Source organism: Treponema sp. Marseille-Q4132, from assembly GCF_014334835.1.
Lineage (GTDB): Bacteria > Spirochaetota > Spirochaetia > Treponematales > Treponemataceae > Treponema_D > Treponema_D paredis.
On record NZ_CP060591.1, the window covers coordinates 848,275 to 864,426 of the forward strand.

21 protein-coding genes and 2 tRNA genes are annotated in these 16,152 nt (G+C 38.7%); 21 read left to right on the plus strand and 2 right to left on the minus strand.

The window, feature by feature from the left end; translation table 11 throughout:
• Window position 1: 1 nt before the first annotated feature.
• The 21 genes from H9I35_RS03915 to H9I35_RS04015 all read left to right on the plus strand — a co-directional run bounded on the left by H9I35_RS03915 (window position 2) and on the right by H9I35_RS04015 (window position 14,483).
• A complete protein-coding gene (locus H9I35_RS03915) occupies window positions 2–418 on the plus strand; it encodes a hypothetical protein (protein ID WP_187420306.1) in 417 nt (138 codons plus the stop codon).
• Between the two features lie 169 nt (window positions 419–587).
• Complete coding sequence (locus tag H9I35_RS03920) at window positions 588–1,361, plus strand: hypothetical protein (RefSeq protein WP_187420307.1); 774 nt, start codon at window positions 588–590, stop codon at window positions 1,359–1,361.
• Window positions 1,358–1,834 (plus strand): hypothetical protein, encoded by a 477-nt coding sequence (locus H9I35_RS03925; protein WP_187420308.1) that lies wholly within the window; start codon window positions 1,358–1,360, stop codon window positions 1,832–1,834. Before H9I35_RS03920 ends, H9I35_RS03925 begins: the two co-directional genes overlap by 4 nt.
• 42 nt (window positions 1,835–1,876) lie before the next feature.
• Complete coding sequence (locus H9I35_RS03930; RefSeq protein ID WP_187420309.1) at window positions 1,877–2,020, plus strand: hypothetical protein; 144 nt, start codon at window positions 1,877–1,879, stop codon at window positions 2,018–2,020.
• A gap of 89 nt (window positions 2,021–2,109) precedes the next feature.
• A complete protein-coding gene (locus H9I35_RS03935) occupies window positions 2,110–2,265 on the plus strand; it encodes a hypothetical protein (protein WP_187420310.1) in 156 nt (51 codons plus the stop codon).
• A 13-nt stretch (window positions 2,266–2,278) separates the two neighbouring features.
• Window positions 2,279–2,959: a hypothetical protein gene (locus tag H9I35_RS03940; protein WP_187420311.1), complete on the plus strand. Its 681-nt coding sequence runs from the start codon at window positions 2,279–2,281 to the stop codon at window positions 2,957–2,959.
• Between the two features lie 46 nt (window positions 2,960–3,005).
• Window positions 3,006–3,515, plus strand: a complete 510-nt coding sequence (locus H9I35_RS03945; RefSeq protein WP_187420312.1) for a hypothetical protein — start codon at window positions 3,006–3,008, stop codon at window positions 3,513–3,515.
• The gene (locus tag H9I35_RS03950; protein ID WP_187420313.1) at window positions 3,512–4,108 is read left to right on the plus strand and encodes a hypothetical protein; all 597 of its coding nucleotides are present in this window, start codon (window positions 3,512–3,514) and stop codon (window positions 4,106–4,108) included. The genes H9I35_RS03945 and H9I35_RS03950 overlap by 4 nt, the downstream gene beginning before the upstream one ends.
• Window positions 4,109–4,215: 107 nt before the next feature.
• Window positions 4,216–4,596: a hypothetical protein gene (locus H9I35_RS03955; protein ID WP_187420314.1), complete on the plus strand. Its 381-nt coding sequence runs from the start codon at window positions 4,216–4,218 to the stop codon at window positions 4,594–4,596.
• Window positions 4,597–4,886: 290 nt separating this feature from the next.
• A complete protein-coding gene (locus H9I35_RS03960; RefSeq protein ID WP_187420315.1) occupies window positions 4,887–5,234 on the plus strand; it encodes an NTF2 fold immunity protein in 348 nt (115 codons plus the stop codon).
• A gap of 98 nt (window positions 5,235–5,332) precedes the next feature.
• Window positions 5,333–5,620, plus strand: a complete 288-nt coding sequence (locus H9I35_RS03965) for a hypothetical protein (protein WP_187420316.1) — start codon at window positions 5,333–5,335, stop codon at window positions 5,618–5,620.
• Window positions 5,621–6,352: 732 nt separating this feature from the next.
• The gene (locus H9I35_RS03970; RefSeq protein WP_187420317.1) at window positions 6,353–6,781 is read left to right on the plus strand and encodes a hypothetical protein; all 429 of its coding nucleotides are present in this window, start codon (window positions 6,353–6,355) and stop codon (window positions 6,779–6,781) included.
• Window positions 6,778–7,245 (plus strand): hypothetical protein, encoded by a 468-nt coding sequence (locus H9I35_RS03975; protein WP_187420318.1) that lies wholly within the window; start codon window positions 6,778–6,780, stop codon window positions 7,243–7,245. The genes H9I35_RS03970 and H9I35_RS03975 overlap by 4 nt, the downstream gene beginning before the upstream one ends.
• Before the next feature lie 191 nt (window positions 7,246–7,436).
• Window positions 7,437–7,589 (plus strand): hypothetical protein, encoded by a 153-nt coding sequence (locus H9I35_RS03980; protein ID WP_187420319.1) that lies wholly within the window; start codon window positions 7,437–7,439, stop codon window positions 7,587–7,589.
• 257 nt (window positions 7,590–7,846) lie between these two features.
• Window positions 7,847–8,272, plus strand: a complete 426-nt coding sequence (locus H9I35_RS03985; protein ID WP_187420320.1) for a hypothetical protein — start codon at window positions 7,847–7,849, stop codon at window positions 8,270–8,272.
• Between the two features lie 273 nt (window positions 8,273–8,545).
• Window positions 8,546–10,030, plus strand: coding sequence for a hypothetical protein (locus H9I35_RS03990; RefSeq protein ID WP_187420321.1), 1,485 nt, complete (start codon window positions 8,546–8,548; stop codon window positions 10,028–10,030).
• 101 nt (window positions 10,031–10,131) lie between these two features.
• A complete protein-coding gene (gene fusA, locus H9I35_RS03995) occupies window positions 10,132–12,219 on the plus strand; it encodes an elongation factor G (protein WP_187420322.1) in 2,088 nt (695 codons plus the stop codon).
• An 87-nt stretch (window positions 12,220–12,306) separates the two neighbouring features.
• Complete coding sequence (locus H9I35_RS04000; RefSeq protein WP_187420323.1) at window positions 12,307–12,987, plus strand: ATPase domain-containing protein; 681 nt, start codon at window positions 12,307–12,309, stop codon at window positions 12,985–12,987.
• A 204-nt stretch (window positions 12,988–13,191) separates the two neighbouring features.
• A tRNA-Gln gene (locus H9I35_RS04005) sits at window positions 13,192–13,262 on the plus strand.
• A gap of 46 nt (window positions 13,263–13,308) precedes the next feature.
• Window positions 13,309–13,380, plus strand: a tRNA-Glu gene (locus H9I35_RS04010).
• Window positions 13,381–13,583: 203 nt separating this feature from the next.
• Window positions 13,584–14,483 carry a DUF368 domain-containing protein gene (locus H9I35_RS04015; RefSeq protein ID WP_252722715.1) on the plus strand — a complete coding sequence of 300 codons (900 nt, stop codon included), beginning with the start codon at window positions 13,584–13,586 and terminating at the stop codon, window positions 14,481–14,483.
• Here the strand turns inward: H9I35_RS04015 and H9I35_RS04020 are convergent.
• Window positions 14,476–15,309 carry a glycosyltransferase gene (locus H9I35_RS04020; protein WP_187420325.1) on the minus strand — a complete coding sequence of 278 codons (834 nt, stop codon included), beginning with the start codon at window positions 15,307–15,309 and terminating at the stop codon, window positions 14,476–14,478. The genes H9I35_RS04015 and H9I35_RS04020 overlap by 8 nt on opposite strands.
• Window positions 15,310–15,367: 58 nt before the next feature.
• Window positions 15,368–16,150 carry a 1-acyl-sn-glycerol-3-phosphate acyltransferase gene (locus H9I35_RS04025; protein WP_187420326.1) on the minus strand — a complete coding sequence of 261 codons (783 nt, stop codon included), beginning with the start codon at window positions 16,148–16,150 and terminating at the stop codon, window positions 15,368–15,370.
• Window positions 16,151–16,152: the final 2 nt, after the last annotated feature.

Below are 16,152 nucleotides of genomic sequence, written 5' to 3' on the forward strand. Positions count from 1 at the left end.
TATGAGTAATCTTGACTTTCTTATTAACTTTCACTTTGTAATATTTCCAGAATTTTATACAGTTAAAGATTCTGAAAATAATGAATATGTATTTTTGCGAACAGAAGATGATAAAATAAATTCTATAAAGTCGGTAGCTGATAAGACTCAACTTGAAGCCTATGAAAATCATATACATCTTTTTGGAAAAGTGGGAAAAAAACATCAAAGTGATGCGGTAAAGGTCGCTTATCTAATCACATACAATCTTATAAAAGAATTAAAGGTGCAGTTTCCTAATAAAAAATTTCATGTTTATCTTGATTGTGATTTTACAGATCACACGATAATAAGATTCCATCAACATTGGATAAATGAACCACCTTATTATAACGTAAAAGAGTTTTGTACAATAAAAGAATATACTATTGGTATGTAATATTTTTTTAGAATTATGTATATCTAAGTACGTAGTACTACACTTTGCGTTCTTCCCCTGTTCGAAAACATTAGCTTTTAGTCCTACAAATAGGGATATGTATGAGTGCTTTGGAAAATGCTCGAATTTCGCTCATTTTCCGGAGTAACAAACGGATTTCGGAGCGGAAATGAGCTGTTGCATTACGAAAAATTATTATTCTCCGCAAAAAAAACGGATTTTGCTGTTGAATACAGCTGAAATTCGGCGTAAAACGCACCTTCGGCAACCATATTGCAATTTGTATGCCTATGGGGCCAATAACCCGGTACACTATATAGACCCGGATGGGGAGAAAAATAAAGTAGCAATAGTTGGAAATGCCGATAAGTGGGGAGAGAGGAAATCCTTTTATGAAGCAGCAGTAAATACTGGCTATACCGTTGTATCAACTAATTGGATTATTTGGTTAAAGGGCATAGGGAATTATGGCGCGACTACTTCTGGTCTAAATGCAATAAAAGCACTTCGAAATAACGCTTCAAAAGATAATCCAATAACAGATTTATATTTTTCTACACATGGCGTGCCTTACGCTATTGGTTTTGGTAATACCGGTAATAATCTTTATGAGAATAATGTTTCTGATTTTATTTCTGGTTTTAAACCAGGAAAAGAAGCAGCTTTTATCACTGATTTGAAAAAATTAGTTGATGAAGGATTAATGGCAGAAGATGTTACGATCGTATTGGGTGGATGTAATAGTGGTGCCGATCCTAATAATCATAAAAATTCAACTAATGTAAATACAAAAGCATGGGCAAATTCTAAAGACCCTATAAATATAGCGCAAGCAATTTCAAAAGCATTACCAAAAGCAACTGTTATAGCTAATAGAACAGGTGTAGACTCCGATGTCGGTCTTGACAATATAGTAATTTACAAAAATGGAGTTGAACAATGAAAAAAAATAATATCATATATTATTATATATGTATATTTATGCTACTGAGTTGTTCCGGCCCTCAACAGAGAAAAATAAATCGCGAAGAATTGAAAAAGATTGACCAGAAAAACCCTATATTGTTACATAAAATCAATGCGGTTCAAGGAGAGTTTTTGATTTCTTATGTAAACCCGTTTGTATATCAAGTAATTCCGGTTCACGAAACCGATTATCTTTATAAAATATATTATAATCGGTTTGTAAAATATAACAAAGTTCAAAAACTTAAAAAAGGAACTGCTTATAAAGATGTAATTCGGAAATTAGGAATCCCGATAATTATAAAAGATAAAGAGGAAAAGGAAATAGTATATTTTCAAAGAGGGTTTTCGTTTACAAAAGGATTTTATCTTTATTCGTATATAATAATATTGGGTTTTAAAAATGATTTATTGGAGTTTTGCAAAGAGGAATACTTTTTTAGGCCATAAAAAAATGAAATCCGAAAAGACCGGTATGATAATGCTGCTCGTATGGGAACTATAGTAAGTGATGAGCTGGCTATTAAGCTTGCAGAATTTTATCTAATCGATTTATACGGTGAGCGTATAAAGAAAAGATTTCCATTGGAAGCAACCTTAAAAGATGAAATAATGATAAAAACACAGGATATCTGACTTTTGTTAATTTTAATTACGAGTCCGGCAAAAATGATCATTGGGTCGGGGTAATTGGATTTGTTGAAAAAAATAGAAAAAATTATCTTATGATTTCCCAAACATCTATTAATGATAGTGCGGTGGGAAAAGAAAATTTGAGAGGTAAGCAAAGATGGTTGAAAGATGACAATGGTAATATTTTAGTTCCTGTATCAGAAACAAAAGGGTATGTAAATTTCAAAGCTCCGGTTGTATACGAGTAAGAGAGGTGAAACTATGAAAAAGATTTTTATTATTACATTTATAATTACAATTGTGTTTCCGATATATTCACAAACAATCAAAAAATTAGCCCCATTGTCAAAATCGGAAACTTTAGATTATTCCTATAATCTTGATAAAGATATTTTGACTATTTATAAAATTAATGAATCAAAAAAGCAGATTTATTTTGAGAATACAGAGGCTTTATGGGGCGGTTATCAGATTTCAAAAGATAAAAAAACAATGATTTTTTGGAAGAATACTTTTGAAAGGAGTATGCCTTTATATTATTTAGATGGAAATACCGGAGATGTTAAATTTCTTGGAAAAGTACCTTTCGGTGCTCGTATGGATGCGACAGGGATTTATTTAATGAATGAGGATGTTTATAATTCCGGCGTTTTTACAATTTTCAATTTAAATACGGGGAAAATCGTAAGTGAAATAACTTGGAATGTAAAAAATAAAGAAAAATGGACATCAACAGGAGCGGTATTCGATATTTTAAGAGCTGCTGAAAATGGAGAATATGATTTTATGATTCTTTTTTCGATAGAAAGGCTCTGTATTTCAAAGGCATTTGTAAAAATAACATCGTCGAAGGTTTTTACGGAATTTGATGACAGCAATTTGTCTGAAATACAATTAAGACAATCTGCAAATTACGGAAATAACTTTACCGGTTGGTATTAATAATTTTCCTAAAATCCGGTAATTTTCTCTTAAGGTATCAGATATTATGAAAGAAATTGGTTTTAAACATGTACTTACCCCAGGTGGGCTCGAAAGACAACTGCAAAACTCAGATAAAGTTACAGAAATAAAGATGTATAAAAATGAAACAGACAAAACTATTATTAATAATGAAGATAAATCATTATTTGCTAAAGATTCAGATATGTTAAATGGTCGGAAAAATTCTATGAATACTATTTTTGGAAAAGGAAAATGGGATTACTGGACAAAAGATAAACAAGGCAAAGAAGGCTTATTATCAAAATTGAAAGAATATAATTCATCTAAATCCGGTTATATGATTCTTGGTATTTTTGATCTTAGCGAGGCAGCAGAGAATGTCGATAACCATATGGTTGGAATAACAAGATTACCAAATGAAAGTGGTATTTTTGAAGGTACTATAACAGAAACCGGTAACGGAGATAGAAATAGACTTTCCGCTCCTAAAAAAAAGAAAGTTTATTCAATGAATAATTTAAAAGAAATTCGAATAATTAAGGTGGATGAATGATGAGAAAAATTATTTTATTTTTTATTTTTTCTATAACGATTCTTCTTTATTCTGCTGAAAAGGATATTCCGTGTGTTTATATTATTCAGGATAATCCTTCGAAGTATTGTTTAAGTGTGTATAAAAAGCAAGGTTCGATGTTGAAATTAATTAGGAATATATCTTATGATGATTTTCAAGAACGTTACAGCTATATTCAGACAGATAATTATTTGTATTATGTTAATTATGATGAACACTTAATACGCTTATCTTTCCTTACTGCCGAAATTGAAGACACAAAAATAAAGACAGGACTTGGTTTTTCAATATCAAAGGATGATGAGTTCGTATGTGTTTCTGAAAAATCTCCGATTTTAAATAATTCATCTGAAACATTAATTCCTGCTATTTATAATTTAAAGAATAACAAAAGAGTTTTTATAAAGAATTTTTCTCCCGATTTTCTTTTAGATGATATAGGTATATCTCTTGATACTCAATACAATGAAAAAGAAAATGGTTTTGATATCGAATATAATTGGGATACTCCTGTTCCAAAATTTAAAGGATTCATTGCGTTGAATAGTTTTAGCTATATACAAAGAAAATAAGCTGTTGAAGACTTTAAATGATTTAGGTTTTCAAGATTTATCGAAGAACCTGAAAAATATATTTATTCCAATGAGAGACAGTGCAGTTTCGGAAATAGAAATAACAAATGAAGTATTATTTGATTTTTTTGTGCTCATTAATGTTTTTTACTGCTTGTGATACATCGAAGTTTTATTGCGAAGATGAAAAACTAAAAATTGAAGTTGAAATTAAGAAAATTAAAGAAATTGAGCGAAATACATATAAATTAAGATGTTGTGTAAGGGTTCAGAATTTAACAGATGAAGTTTGTTTGTTTGATTTGAAAAAAATTCAATTGCAAATTGAAAATAAAGCTGAATATGGGGTTTATATTGATTCAATTGCAAGTAGATTAATTGAAGTTCAAAAGATAAAACCGCGTATGATGTATAGCGAAAATGTATATTGGATAGTTCATTCAAATAATAAGGTAGTACTTCATAGAATAAATTATTCAGAGGTATGATACAAAGGTTCTTGATTCGGAATGCTGAAAGATATATCATATTTTTCTCGGATAAAAACAATCGGTTTTAATATAGAATGGCTTGACGGCCAGGATATATGCCCGGATGATTTGTATGTTAATAGTGTTGCGATCAATTAAAAATATTATTCTTCAAATACTGATGTTCTAATGCAATCTGATATGCCATTCGACCCGAAAGATCCTAACAGATTAAATAAAATGATGCGCATGCTGATAGTTACAAAGATTATCCTTATAATGAATAACTCAATAGAAGGAAGATATTAATGGTTGATAAAAAGATATTGTTTGTTTTTATTATTTTTATTGTAAATGCATTATACGTAAATGCGGAAAACAAAATGGAATATGATAAATACCTTGAATCACAAATGTTTGTTGAAACAGAAAATGGTTTTGTTTCAACAAAAGAGATGGCTATTAAACTTGCAGAAATTTATCTAATCGATTTATACGGTGAGTGCATAAAGAAAAGATTTCCATTGGAAGCAACCTTAAAGGATGAAATATGGTATGTAAGCGGAACTTTGCCGGCTGGATACGAAGGAGGAATTCCGATTATAAAAATTTCGAAAAAAACGGGAGCCGTATTGGGATTTATTAATTCAAAGTAGAACAGATAGAAAATGCGATTAAAACACGTGATAATGTTGTTGATAAAGGCTTACATATTTCTGTTGGGAAAAAACGGATTATATTATTCATAATGATTATGAAAAAGACACCCCTTTTTTATCTTAAAATACTTAACTATGTCGGTTTTTTCCTTTTGGCGGTTGGAGGAATATTATCCATATTAAGGTATTTAGTTCCGGGAATGGCTAGTATTATTTCGGGTATAATTTTTATTATACCTGATTATTGGGCATTTTATTTCAATAAAAAGGACAAAGGGAATGGTTGGGATAAATATTGGCTTAGCAAATTTGTAGGGCTGATAGCTATGTTGATACTATTTGTCCTTGGATTTATTATCATTTTGATTGAGCGGTTTAATTAGTACTGGACAATAATCCGTATCTTCAATGGTTAAAGATAGGTAGAATTTTATATGAATAAAGTCTTTTTTAGAATTCTGATCACATCTATATTTCTGTATTTGTATATTTTTCTTTTTCTTTATCTTTCAATAAAAGTTGAAAGCTTTCGAATTTTTTTCTTGAAGTTTATTTCAATAATTAAAAATCGAGCGATAGGAGAAGCATTTTTTATTATAATATTTCTTCTGATTCCTATTTCATTGATTATTTATATCTCAAGGAAGACAAAGAGATAAAAGAAAATTAAAATGGATTTTCGACTTTATATTTTAAATGGATATGGGAAAATAGAAGAAAAAATACTATTTTGTAGGCGGCTGGACTTATCATTAGGTACTCCACATCCGGTGTTTTCCATTCCAGCGAAAATCCCGGATGTTAGTCCTACAAATAGGGATATGTATGACTGCTTCGGAAAATGCACGAATTTCGCTCATTTTCCAGAGTAAAAAGCGGATTTCGGAGCGGAAATGAGCTATTGCGTTACGAAAAATTATTATTCTCCGCAAAAAAAAACGGATTTTGCTGTTGAATACAGCTGAAATTCGGCGTAAAACGCACCTTCGGCAACCATATTGCAATTTGTATGCCTATGGAGCCAATAATCCGGTACACTATATAGACCCGATGGAAGGTTTAATAAAAACCAATTTATATTTGCAGCTTTACAAACTCTCGGTGGTACAGTAGAAGTGATTTTAGGGGTTGTCGGGGAAGGACCATCCGTAGAGGCGTCTACCTATGCGGTTATAAACGGTACATGGAATGTTATCGAAGGTATTGCGGGTATGCTTGCTGCAGCAAAAGATACCAAATATGAAGGAGCTATTTCAGTAATTACAATGAAATTTTCTGGGAAATTGGGTGCAAACCAACAGCAACAGAAATTAGCAGGAAGTATTGCTACACTTGTAGATATGGTAATAGATGCAACTGTGACAAAAGGTATATCGTTGATTGCTGATGGAGCTCAAGCAGTATCTAATTCAGCGAAAATAATAAAAGGGGTTGCAGAGATTACTTCTTCCGCTTCGGAAGGAAAGATAATTTTAGATGTTGCAAGAGAGACAGAAGCGACATTGACTGAAATTCGCGAGAGAGAGAATGGGGATAAAAAATGAATAAGATTGAAATACTACAGTATTTTGGTACAGCGCTGCCATTTGTTGTGTGTGGAATTCTCGGTTTGACGAAAGTGATACGTGATATTAATGGATCTCAAAATATTTCTCCGCAACAAAAGATTAAAAAATGTCTGATTATAAGAATATGTGCAGTTTTATTATTTATATCTGCGGTAGGGATTATTACCTTATATTTTATAAATTATCATAATACATATAAAGATTTGAATTGGCGACGAACAGAAAGCAGTAATTATATTTCAGAGATTAATAATGATCAAAATTGTACTGTTATCTCAATATCAGAGAAAATGTTCCAAAATGCTGATAGCATCTTTGAACAAGAAAAAGAACGATATGAGAATAAAGGATTTGATGTTTACTATAATAAATTTTCAAGAAGAAATGAACGACAGCTAAAAAAAAATAATGCAGAGCTTTACTCAAAAAGTACCTATTAATTATGATGTGAAAGATTTTTTCTCTGTTATTATCACAAATACACAGCCTAAGTATGCCGGTATAGAGTTGTATATTTTTGCATATACGGCTACAGCTGATATTAAGGTGTCAATTATTCCTGCAGAAAATAAATAGGTATGGTGCCGTATACAAAAATCGCAGTGATTTTATCCTTTGCAGGAGAACTAATATGAAAGTAATATATGCACCTAAAAAATATTTTAAATTAGCAAAAATGGACTATCTTGTTCCCTATTATCAGCAACTGCAAGAAGCACTACAAGATGATTTAGCAAACGAAAAGCAGAGGGAAAAATGTTTACTACAAGATATGATGTTATAATGATTTTGGTAAGTATAGTTATACTGCTTTACTCTGTATTTTATATTTCGCGAACGGGAAAGAAAGATTCTAAAATATGGAGTAAACGGATGAATATAATTTCCATTGCCGTGCTTATCGGATTTACAATTGACTTTATAATGAATTTTTTCAAACTGTGGTAGAATTATTTATAACTCGATCGTAAAAACAACTGTACATTTTTTTGTATAGCTGTCCGGAAAACTTGCGCGGTATAAATCTTGTGGAATAGAAAAATGACTTTGTTCTTGAAAAATTATTTGAAAATGCTTAACGACACCGGTGTAAATAATAAAGACAATATGATTATAAACATCGGTCTTTTGCTTGAGAAAAATATTTCAAAAGATAATCCTACAGATTATTCTCTCTTACTGCCTCCTGAATTAGTAAATTTATCGGTTTCACATGAAGATATTGATGAAATAATTAACTCTTTATTAATACTTTTGAAAAACAAACCAAGTTGTTCAAGTCGTATTGTATGGGCTGTAGGAAAAACATTCGATGAAAAAAAAATTGAAGCATTACTCTTTACCCTTTTTCAAATAAAGTATTGCGATGACGAAACATTCAAACAAATAATTTTTCTGACTGATGTTGTAAAAAACAAACAAATAAATCGATTGGTTCATGAAATAGAATTATTCAGACTATCCTAAGTATGTTAGGAAGTCTTCAAAAATATGCAGCGGAAATGCGCAAGGAGTTTTCAAAAACAGCTGTATTTTCCCGCCGTTTTCAAGCCGGATGTTAAACGCACCCATTGTTTCGCATCCGGTCACGAGCAAAGCACGCTCCAATCAAAGCGCTCCCGCGCGTGTAAAACTCTCCAAAACGAAAGCGTACCTCGGTTAAAACGTCCGCGTACAACACTTCTCATAAATTTTCCGATAAAAACTCCGAAAGCGAAAAATTACGGCGAATATTAGTGTATGAATCATCGCTGTATATTGATCGCCGCAGTCTTCTCGGTATTTTCGCCCGCACATCGATTATCCGCTGCCGAAAAACCGGAAGCTGAACAAAAAACACACTTGAACGCGGAAGCGAAAGCGGAGCGAAAATCGGAAGCGCTCTTTAAACGAATCGATATAAGTTCCTCTTCTTCATTTCGATTCAATGCCGCGGATTTCGATCAAGCGGCGGCCGGTACGGCTTGCGCTATGCGCGCACTTTTCCGCGACGCCGATCTGCGGTTTTATGAAGCGGTATCGGATATCGCCTTACCGAATTTCAGAAGAGCTTCCGTTCGTCTGCCGCAATACGGGGCGGCTTTATCGCTTACACGGGTGCTGCCCTTTCCGCTGACGGTAAAAGCCGGCACGCTTTCTCCGGGCGGAAGTTTTTCGCGTCTTGCCTCGCCCTCACTTTCTTTTTCGGCATCTCCGTTTGCAAAATCGTTTTCGACAAAAACGGGCGTCGTATCATCGCTTCCGTCATCCGGAGGCGATGAAAAAGAATTTGCGCTTGCGGCCGACATTCGTTTTCCCGAAAAAATGCGGCGCTTTGCGGGATCCGGTGCTTCTTTTTTTTATCGAAAGGACGGAATCTTTGCCGCATCGGCGGATATGCGCATCAATTTGCCGCACATGATGAGCGCGGCCGTTTCATTTACCGGAGGATGTTTTTTTTTCGAAAACAACTCGTCATCGTGGTTTTCCGAAATCGCATTTTTCAAACCGGCAAAGTATTCTGCTTTCGCATTGCAGGCGCTCTTTTCGGCGCCGAATCTTACATCGATTTTTACGGCAAATTTATACGATCAGCCGTCAGGAAAACCAAGGCTTATATATAGAAGCGAAAATACGGTTTTTTTCGGCGGATTTACGCTGCTCGCATCCGCATTCGTTTCGGACAGGCGCGGCATCATCGTCCCGAACGGTACGGCATTGAATACGCTTTACCAATTCCGCATCGCTCCGCAGTATACACACCGCTTTTCCTCTCCCCGCTTTCCCGCACTCACCGTCGGAGCGTCAGGTGTCATTCGGCAAAAATACGTCCCTTCGGATAATACCGAACAAACGAGCGTCAAATGCGGCTGCGGTTTGCAATATTCGGATAAAAAAATATCATCACGCCTTATATTTGAAACGGACAGTATCGAATTTCCGAAAACGAAAAAAAACGATTCCGTACGCTGTACGTTTTCCGGAAAATTTTCACAAAAGACGGAAAAAATCGGCTTAGGAATACAGCTATCGTGTTCATTTTCAAAAAAAGAGACGGAAGAATCGTGCAAAATTTCGATCGCACATTCGAAAAAAAACCTTACGGTTTCAGGCAATGCCGGATTTTCATTTAAACAAAAAAACGGCGAATACGGCGGAGGCGCCGCATCGCTCGGATTTTCCGCTTCTCATACGAGGAAATTTATTAAATATACGTTCCGGTTATCGGCCGCCGGAAAATATTGATAATTTTTGCGCTATTCTGCGGTATTGAATAAAGCTCCGTAATCGGTTATATTTATTTCTTACTGTAAGGTGGAATTTTTTTTTATAAAGAGGTAATCAATATGGACTTTGATATTTCCAAAATACGAAATATCGGTATCAGCGCCCACATCGACTCAGGAAAAACGACTTTGTCGGAACGCATTCTGTTTTACTGCAACAGAATTCATCAGATTCACGAAGTCCACGGTAAAGACGGCGTCGGCGCAACAATGGACAGTATGGAATTGGAACGCGAGCGCGGCATTACGATTCAATCTGCGGCAACGCAGGTTCAATGGAAAGATTACACAATCAACTTGATCGATACGCCCGGACACGTCGACTTTACGATCGAAGTCGAACGGAGTCTGCGCGTTCTCGACGGCGCCATCCTCGTTTTGTGCGCGGTCGCGGGCGTTCAGTCGCAGTCGATCACCGTCGACCGCCAGTTGAAGCGCTACCACGTTCCCCGCATCGCATTCGTCAACAAATGCGACCGTCAAGGCGCGAATCCTATCCGCGTGTGCAAACAGCTGCGCGACAAACTCGGACTCAATGCCCACATGATGGCGCTCCCGATCGGGCTTGAAGACAAACTCGAAGGCGTCGTTGACCTCGTCACGATGAAAGCGCTCTATTTCGAAGGACCCGACGGACAGGAAGTTCGAGTCGCCGAAATTCCCGCTCACATGGTCGATGAAGCGAAAAAATACCGCGCGGATTTGGTCGATGCGGTATCGATGTTCGACGATCAGCTCATGGAAGACGCGCTCGAAGGTAAAGAAACCGAAGAAGAGATCATCGCGGCCGTCCGCAAAGCGACGCTGGCGGAGCAGTTCGTCGGCGTATTCTGCGGTTCGGCACACATGAACAAGGGCGTGCAGCTCGTGCTTGACGGCGTTACGCGCTATCTTCCCGATCCGACCGAGGTGCATAACTATGCGTTCGATCTCGACAATAACGAATCTCAAGTCGAACTCTTCAATGTCGCGGACAAGCCGACCGTCGCGATCGCGTTCAAACTCGACGACGGTCAATACGGTCAGCTCACCTACGTCCGCGTGTATCAGGGCACTATCCCGAAAGGCTGCGAACTGTACAATACGCGCGCGCGTAAAAAGTTCAAAGTCGGACGCCTCGTGCGCATGAATGCGGACAAGATGGAAGACATCAACGAAGCGACGCCGGGCGACATCATTGCCCTTTTCGGCATCGACTGCGCATCCGGCGATACGTTCTGCGGCGGCGGACTCAATTACTCCATGGCGTCGATGTACGTTCCGAATCCCGTCATCTCCGAATCGATTACGCCGAAAGAAAAAAAAGACGCCGCTCAAATGGCGAAAGCGCTCAACCGCTTTACCAAAGAAGATCCGACTTTCCAAACATACGTCGATCCCGAATCGAACGAAACGATCATCAAAGGTATGGGTGAACTGCACCTCGCCGTCTACGTCGAACGCATGAAGCGCGAATATAAGTGCGAAGTCGTCGTCGGTCAGCCGCAAGTCGCTTACCGCGAATCGATTACGCAGAGCGCTCCGTTCAACTATACGCACAAAAAGCAAACCGGCGGTTCCGGTCAATACGGACGCGTTGCCGGTATTATGGAGCCGCTCGCGGACAAAGATTACGAATTCGTCGATGCGATCAAGGGTGGAGCCATCCCGAACGAATACATTCCGTCCTGCGATAAGGGTTTCCGCAAAGCGATGGAAAAAGGCACGCTCATCGGCTTCCCCATCGTCGGCGTAAAGATGACGATCAACGACGGTCAATACCACCCCGTCGACTCGTCCGACATAGCCTTCCAGCAGGCTGCGATCGGAGCTTTCCGCGAAGGTTACGAAAAAGCGAAGCCTGTTATCCTCGAACCGATTATGAAAGTGTCCATTTCGGGACCGACCGAATTCCAGGGCAATATGTTCGGTCTCATCAACCAGAGACGCGGCGTCATCATCGATACGACCGATGAAAACAATACGTCGACCGTAAATGCGGAAGTGCCGCTTTCGGAGATGTTCGGCTTTTCGACGATCCTCCGCTCTTCGACACAGGGCAAAGCGGAGTTTACGATGGAATTCCTCAAATACGGACGCGTACCGAACGCCGTAGGCGAAGAACTGATGAAAAAATATCAAGAAGAGCGCAAAGCAGCGCAAAAATAACGAGATGCGATAAAAGCGGTGCCGGCGTTACGGCATCGCTTTTTCACAAGCTCAATACTTTCTGCAAAAGTTTTATAGGAGGCAGCTATGGATAAAAAAGATCTTATCAACTACAGCCCGGTGCGCAGCTTTGACAATATTGCCGACGGAGGACTGAAAGCGGGAGAGATCGGACTCGTCACCGCCAAAAAGGGCGTCGGCAAAACGGCGATTCTCGTGCAGTTCGGTCTCGACGCGCTGCTCAAAGACGAACAGCTCGTTCACGTTTCGTTCGACCAGCACTCTTCGAACGTCATTTCGTGGTACGACAGCATCTTTACGGAAATAGCGAAGAAAAAAAATATCGCCGACAATCCCGAATTGAAAGACAGCATTATGCGCGACCGCATGATTTTGAATTTCAGTCAGGAAACCTTTTCACTCACAAAAGTGATAAATACGCTGAAAGCGCTGAAAGCAGGCGGCATCGCCGTTTCCGCGATCGTCATCGACGGTATGAACATGGATAAAGTGAGCAAAGAAGACATCGAAGCCGTTTCCGAGTTCGTTAAAGAAGAAAAGATGACCGCGTGGTTCAGCGATACGAAGGCGAATACGGATTTGGCGGGTTCCTGCCGTCCGGAACTGCTTCCCTTTTTCGATGCGGTGTGCCATCTCGCAGCTTCGCAAAACGGCGTTGCGCTCAGCGTTTTGAAGCTCCGCGATAAAACCGCCGTTACGGGCACGGTAAACCTCGATCCGAAAACGCTGCTCATGTCGGCAAAGTAAGATTTACTTTTTACTTTCGATTATCCGATCGGAAAACCGCGGCGGAATTTGCTTTCGCCGCCGAAAGCCGATCGGATATTTTTTTATATGCGTATGTGCAAAACCTGCGCACTGCGATGTATACGAACGGTATACGCAATGCGCAACAGCACTCACCGTATTGACAAATATCCGTCAAATACGTATATTGGATAAGCAATATATTCCCCGATTGTGTAATGGTAGCACCGCAGATTCTGGTTCTGCTTGTGGGGGTTCGAATCCTCCTTGGGGAACGCAAAACGCCGAACACACACCGTGTTCGGTTTTTTTTCCGTATCGGGTCCCTTCGTCTATCGGTTAGGACGAAAGATTCTCAATCTTTAAAGACGAGTTCGACTCTCGTAGGGACCGAAAATACGATTTTTTTAATTCTTTATAATATAATAAATTACAGAGTTAAAAAAAATAAACTCCCTACAAAAGTAGCCAAAAAAGCAGCCGCTTCAAAAATAATAACAGTCATACTATGATTCATACGGGACATTCCATAGATTTTGTGATAGAATTGCGCCATGAATATTTTACGGACTCTTGCAATCGGAATTATAATCGGTATGGCAAACGTGATCCCCGGCGTTTCGGGAAGCACGATTGCAGTGGTTTTCGGAATTTACGATAAATTTATCAACGCGATAACCCTGAATATAAAAAAAATTTGGCTTAACAAAAAATTCGTACTGCCGATCATTGCGGGGATGGCGTCGGGCGTGCTCATTTTCAGCAAAGTCATAACCGTACTTTATGAAAGATTTCCGGTACAGACGAATTTTTTCTTTACGGGTTTGATTATCGGAAGCATTCCGATGCTTGCCGCACTCGCGACAAAAACAAAAAAAGGTGCAAGAATCGAAAGAGCGAAAATCGTTTCCATTATAGTCTGCACGCTTATCGGGGTAGCCGTTATGATTTTGTTTTCCATACTTGAATCATCGTTCGGCACTTCTCAAGACATGGCGGGACCGCTTCCCGCTTTTTCGGTAAAACTCGCCTTAAAAATTTTTATCGCCGGACTTTTAGGTGCGGTGGCGATGATCGTGCCGGGAATTTCCGGCTCGCTTTTAATGCTCATTATGGGCGTTTATCCGATCGTGATAAAAAGCATACCCTCGCTTTTTTTGCCTGAAAGTTTTTTTACCGCGTTGATCCTTCTTCTTCCGAACGGATTCGGCGTGCTTGCGGGACTTTTAATCGGAGCGAAACTCGTAAAAAATCTTTTGGAAAAAGCGCCGAATCACGCATATGCCGTAATACTCGGACTTTTGTGCGGCTCGGCTTTGAATATCTGCCCGCTTACAAAAAATCTTTTTCAGGGCGATTTTCTAAAATCCCTTTCCGCTTTTAACGGTATTTCGCTCATTTTATCTTCGGCGGCGGCTTTGATCCTCGGCGGAGCCATGTCGTTTTTAAGCTCGAAGTTTTCACCTTCGGAAGAGTCTTCCGTGCGGCTTATTTAAAATCCCGCTCAAACCTTGTTTTTTGATATACGTATTCATAAAGAATATCGTCGAAATTTTCGTAGCCGAATTTTTTATGGATTTTTGTGATTTTCCACTGCTTTATATTTTCGATGTGGGGATACGGAAGCCAAAAAAGGCGCCTTGAAAAATGCCGGATCACGGTATTTTTATAAAGGAATTTTTGGTCGTTGAAACGCTGCGGCAGTATTTTTTTTCTGACGGTGCTGCGGATAATCGCGCTTTCATCGGCAAATGTCAGTTTTTTCGTCTTTATAAGTTTTCGGCTTTTTTCAAAGAGTCCGGTTTCGCGGCATTTTTTCATATTGAACAGCAGCACGCCCGCATTTATAAAATTCGGATTTATAAGAAACTTTCCGTAGTGATCCCTTGAAGCCGCATATTCGTAACCTTCAATATCCGTGTTCCAAAGGAGGTCTATGTCTCTGTTGAAAAGCAAGTCGATATCAAGGTAAAGGATTTTTTCAGGGATCTGCGGCTCCATGTCCGCAAAAAGCCTTATGAGCGTATAAGGAGAACAATAGCATCCTTCATTCGGGCATAAGGCGAACTCTTTTTCGTATGTTTCGGTAACGTCGATTTTTACGACGGAATGCTCGGGATTATACGACTTTGCAAGTTCGTCAAGAAACCTGATTTGCCTGTCGCTGATCGCCGTATAGTCGGCTTTGAGCCTTGTAAGATCCATCGTGAATATGTAAAACCTTATCCCCTCATCCGAAATGCTCCTTTTAAATATTGAAAGCATTGTCGTAATCATGCCGTCAAAAACTTTATCGTTTCCGCAAAAAAGGATGCTTTTCATTTTATGCTCCTACACGAAACCGTCCGAAAACTTCAGTTTCCGGACAGCTTCTTTGATTTTATATACTCTCTTTTTTGATGTACGTAACGATTTCAACATCGTTTAGGGCACTTCTCCGGCACATTGCATTGTACACTTCATCTCTCAACTTGCGCCGCCTTTCCTTCGGAGAAATTTTTTCGTCGGCAAAAAAAGGCCCGTCAACATAGGTGAGCATTTTCGGATTTTTGGAAAAGCGGCGTTTTTTATAAACGTTTGTAAAGCAAAATACGGGACAGCCGTAGTCGATCGGATATTTAAATGAAACGTCCGGAAAAGGTCTGATCTTTGTATAGAACGGCCAGATATGGGCTTCCGGATATATGTAAATGCTTTTATTGTGATCGACGTGGTATTTTACGGTTCCGATGAAATTCTTCATCGCCGAAAAATTATCGGGCAAAGGGAGCGCTCCGAGATAGGGCATTATTTTCCCCCATATCGGCATTGAAACGTTGTTCGGGTGAACTATGACAAAAGCCTGCTGCGGAAAACTCACAAAGGTCGGAACGAGAGGGTCGGCAAAAACATTCGTGTGGTTTCCGTATACGAACATCGGCCCTTTTTTGTATTTTTTCAGGACGGAGCGGTTCATTATCCTGTGGCGGAATACGAGTTTAAGATAGAGAACGGCAATGGGCTGGGCAAAAATTCTGTGAAGGAAAAAGCGTTTTACCTTCCACGAAAAAGTCTTTCCGCCGTAGTCGTAGTTTTCGTCAATCGGACGGGGGGTTATGACAGCGGTTGAAAATTCATCTCGGAGTTCGTCGGAATAATAGACGATCTTTTTTATCTCTGACATGG

Bases quoted from the DNA above. Each gene is read 5' to 3' on its own strand.
- H9I35_RS03915 (WP_187420306.1), top strand. From the start codon at position 2: ATGAGTAATCTTGACTTTCTTATTAACTTTCACTTTGTAATATTTCCA.
- H9I35_RS03920 (WP_187420307.1), top strand. From the start codon at position 588: ATGAGCTGTTGCATTACGAAAAATTATTATTCTCCGCAAAAAAAACGG.
- H9I35_RS03925 (WP_187420308.1), top strand. From the start codon at position 1,358: ATGAAAAAAAATAATATCATATATTATTATATATGTATATTTATGCTA.
- H9I35_RS03930 (WP_187420309.1), top strand. From the start codon at position 1,877: ATGGGAACTATAGTAAGTGATGAGCTGGCTATTAAGCTTGCAGAATTT.
- H9I35_RS03935 (WP_187420310.1), top strand. From the start codon at position 2,110: ATGATTTCCCAAACATCTATTAATGATAGTGCGGTGGGAAAAGAAAAT.
- H9I35_RS03940 (WP_187420311.1), top strand. From the start codon at position 2,279: ATGAAAAAGATTTTTATTATTACATTTATAATTACAATTGTGTTTCCG.
- H9I35_RS03945 (WP_187420312.1), top strand. From the start codon at position 3,006: ATGAAAGAAATTGGTTTTAAACATGTACTTACCCCAGGTGGGCTCGAA.
- H9I35_RS03950 (WP_187420313.1), top strand. From the start codon at position 3,512: ATGATGAGAAAAATTATTTTATTTTTTATTTTTTCTATAACGATTCTT.
- H9I35_RS03955 (WP_187420314.1), top strand. From the start codon at position 4,216: ATGAAGTATTATTTGATTTTTTTGTGCTCATTAATGTTTTTTACTGCT.
- H9I35_RS03960 (WP_187420315.1), top strand. From the start codon at position 4,887: ATGGTTGATAAAAAGATATTGTTTGTTTTTATTATTTTTATTGTAAAT.
- H9I35_RS03965 (WP_187420316.1), top strand. From the start codon at position 5,333: ATGAAAAAGACACCCCTTTTTTATCTTAAAATACTTAACTATGTCGGT.
- H9I35_RS03975 (WP_187420318.1), top strand. From the start codon at position 6,778: ATGAATAAGATTGAAATACTACAGTATTTTGGTACAGCGCTGCCATTT.
- H9I35_RS03980 (WP_187420319.1), top strand. From the start codon at position 7,437: ATGAAAGTAATATATGCACCTAAAAAATATTTTAAATTAGCAAAAATG.
- H9I35_RS03985 (WP_187420320.1), top strand. From the start codon at position 7,847: ATGACTTTGTTCTTGAAAAATTATTTGAAAATGCTTAACGACACCGGT.
- H9I35_RS03990 (WP_187420321.1), top strand. From the start codon at position 8,546: ATGAATCATCGCTGTATATTGATCGCCGCAGTCTTCTCGGTATTTTCG.
- fusA (WP_187420322.1), top strand. From the start codon at position 10,132: ATGGACTTTGATATTTCCAAAATACGAAATATCGGTATCAGCGCCCAC.
- H9I35_RS04000 (WP_187420323.1), top strand. From the start codon at position 12,307: ATGGATAAAAAAGATCTTATCAACTACAGCCCGGTGCGCAGCTTTGAC.
- H9I35_RS04015 (WP_252722715.1), top strand. From the start codon at position 13,584: ATGGCAAACGTGATCCCCGGCGTTTCGGGAAGCACGATTGCAGTGGTT.
- H9I35_RS04020 (WP_187420325.1), bottom strand. From the start codon at position 15,309: ATGAAAAGCATCCTTTTTTGCGGAAACGATAAAGTTTTTGACGGCATG.
- H9I35_RS04025 (WP_187420326.1), bottom strand. From the start codon at position 16,150: ATGTCAGAGATAAAAAAGATCGTCTATTATTCCGACGAACTCCGAGAT.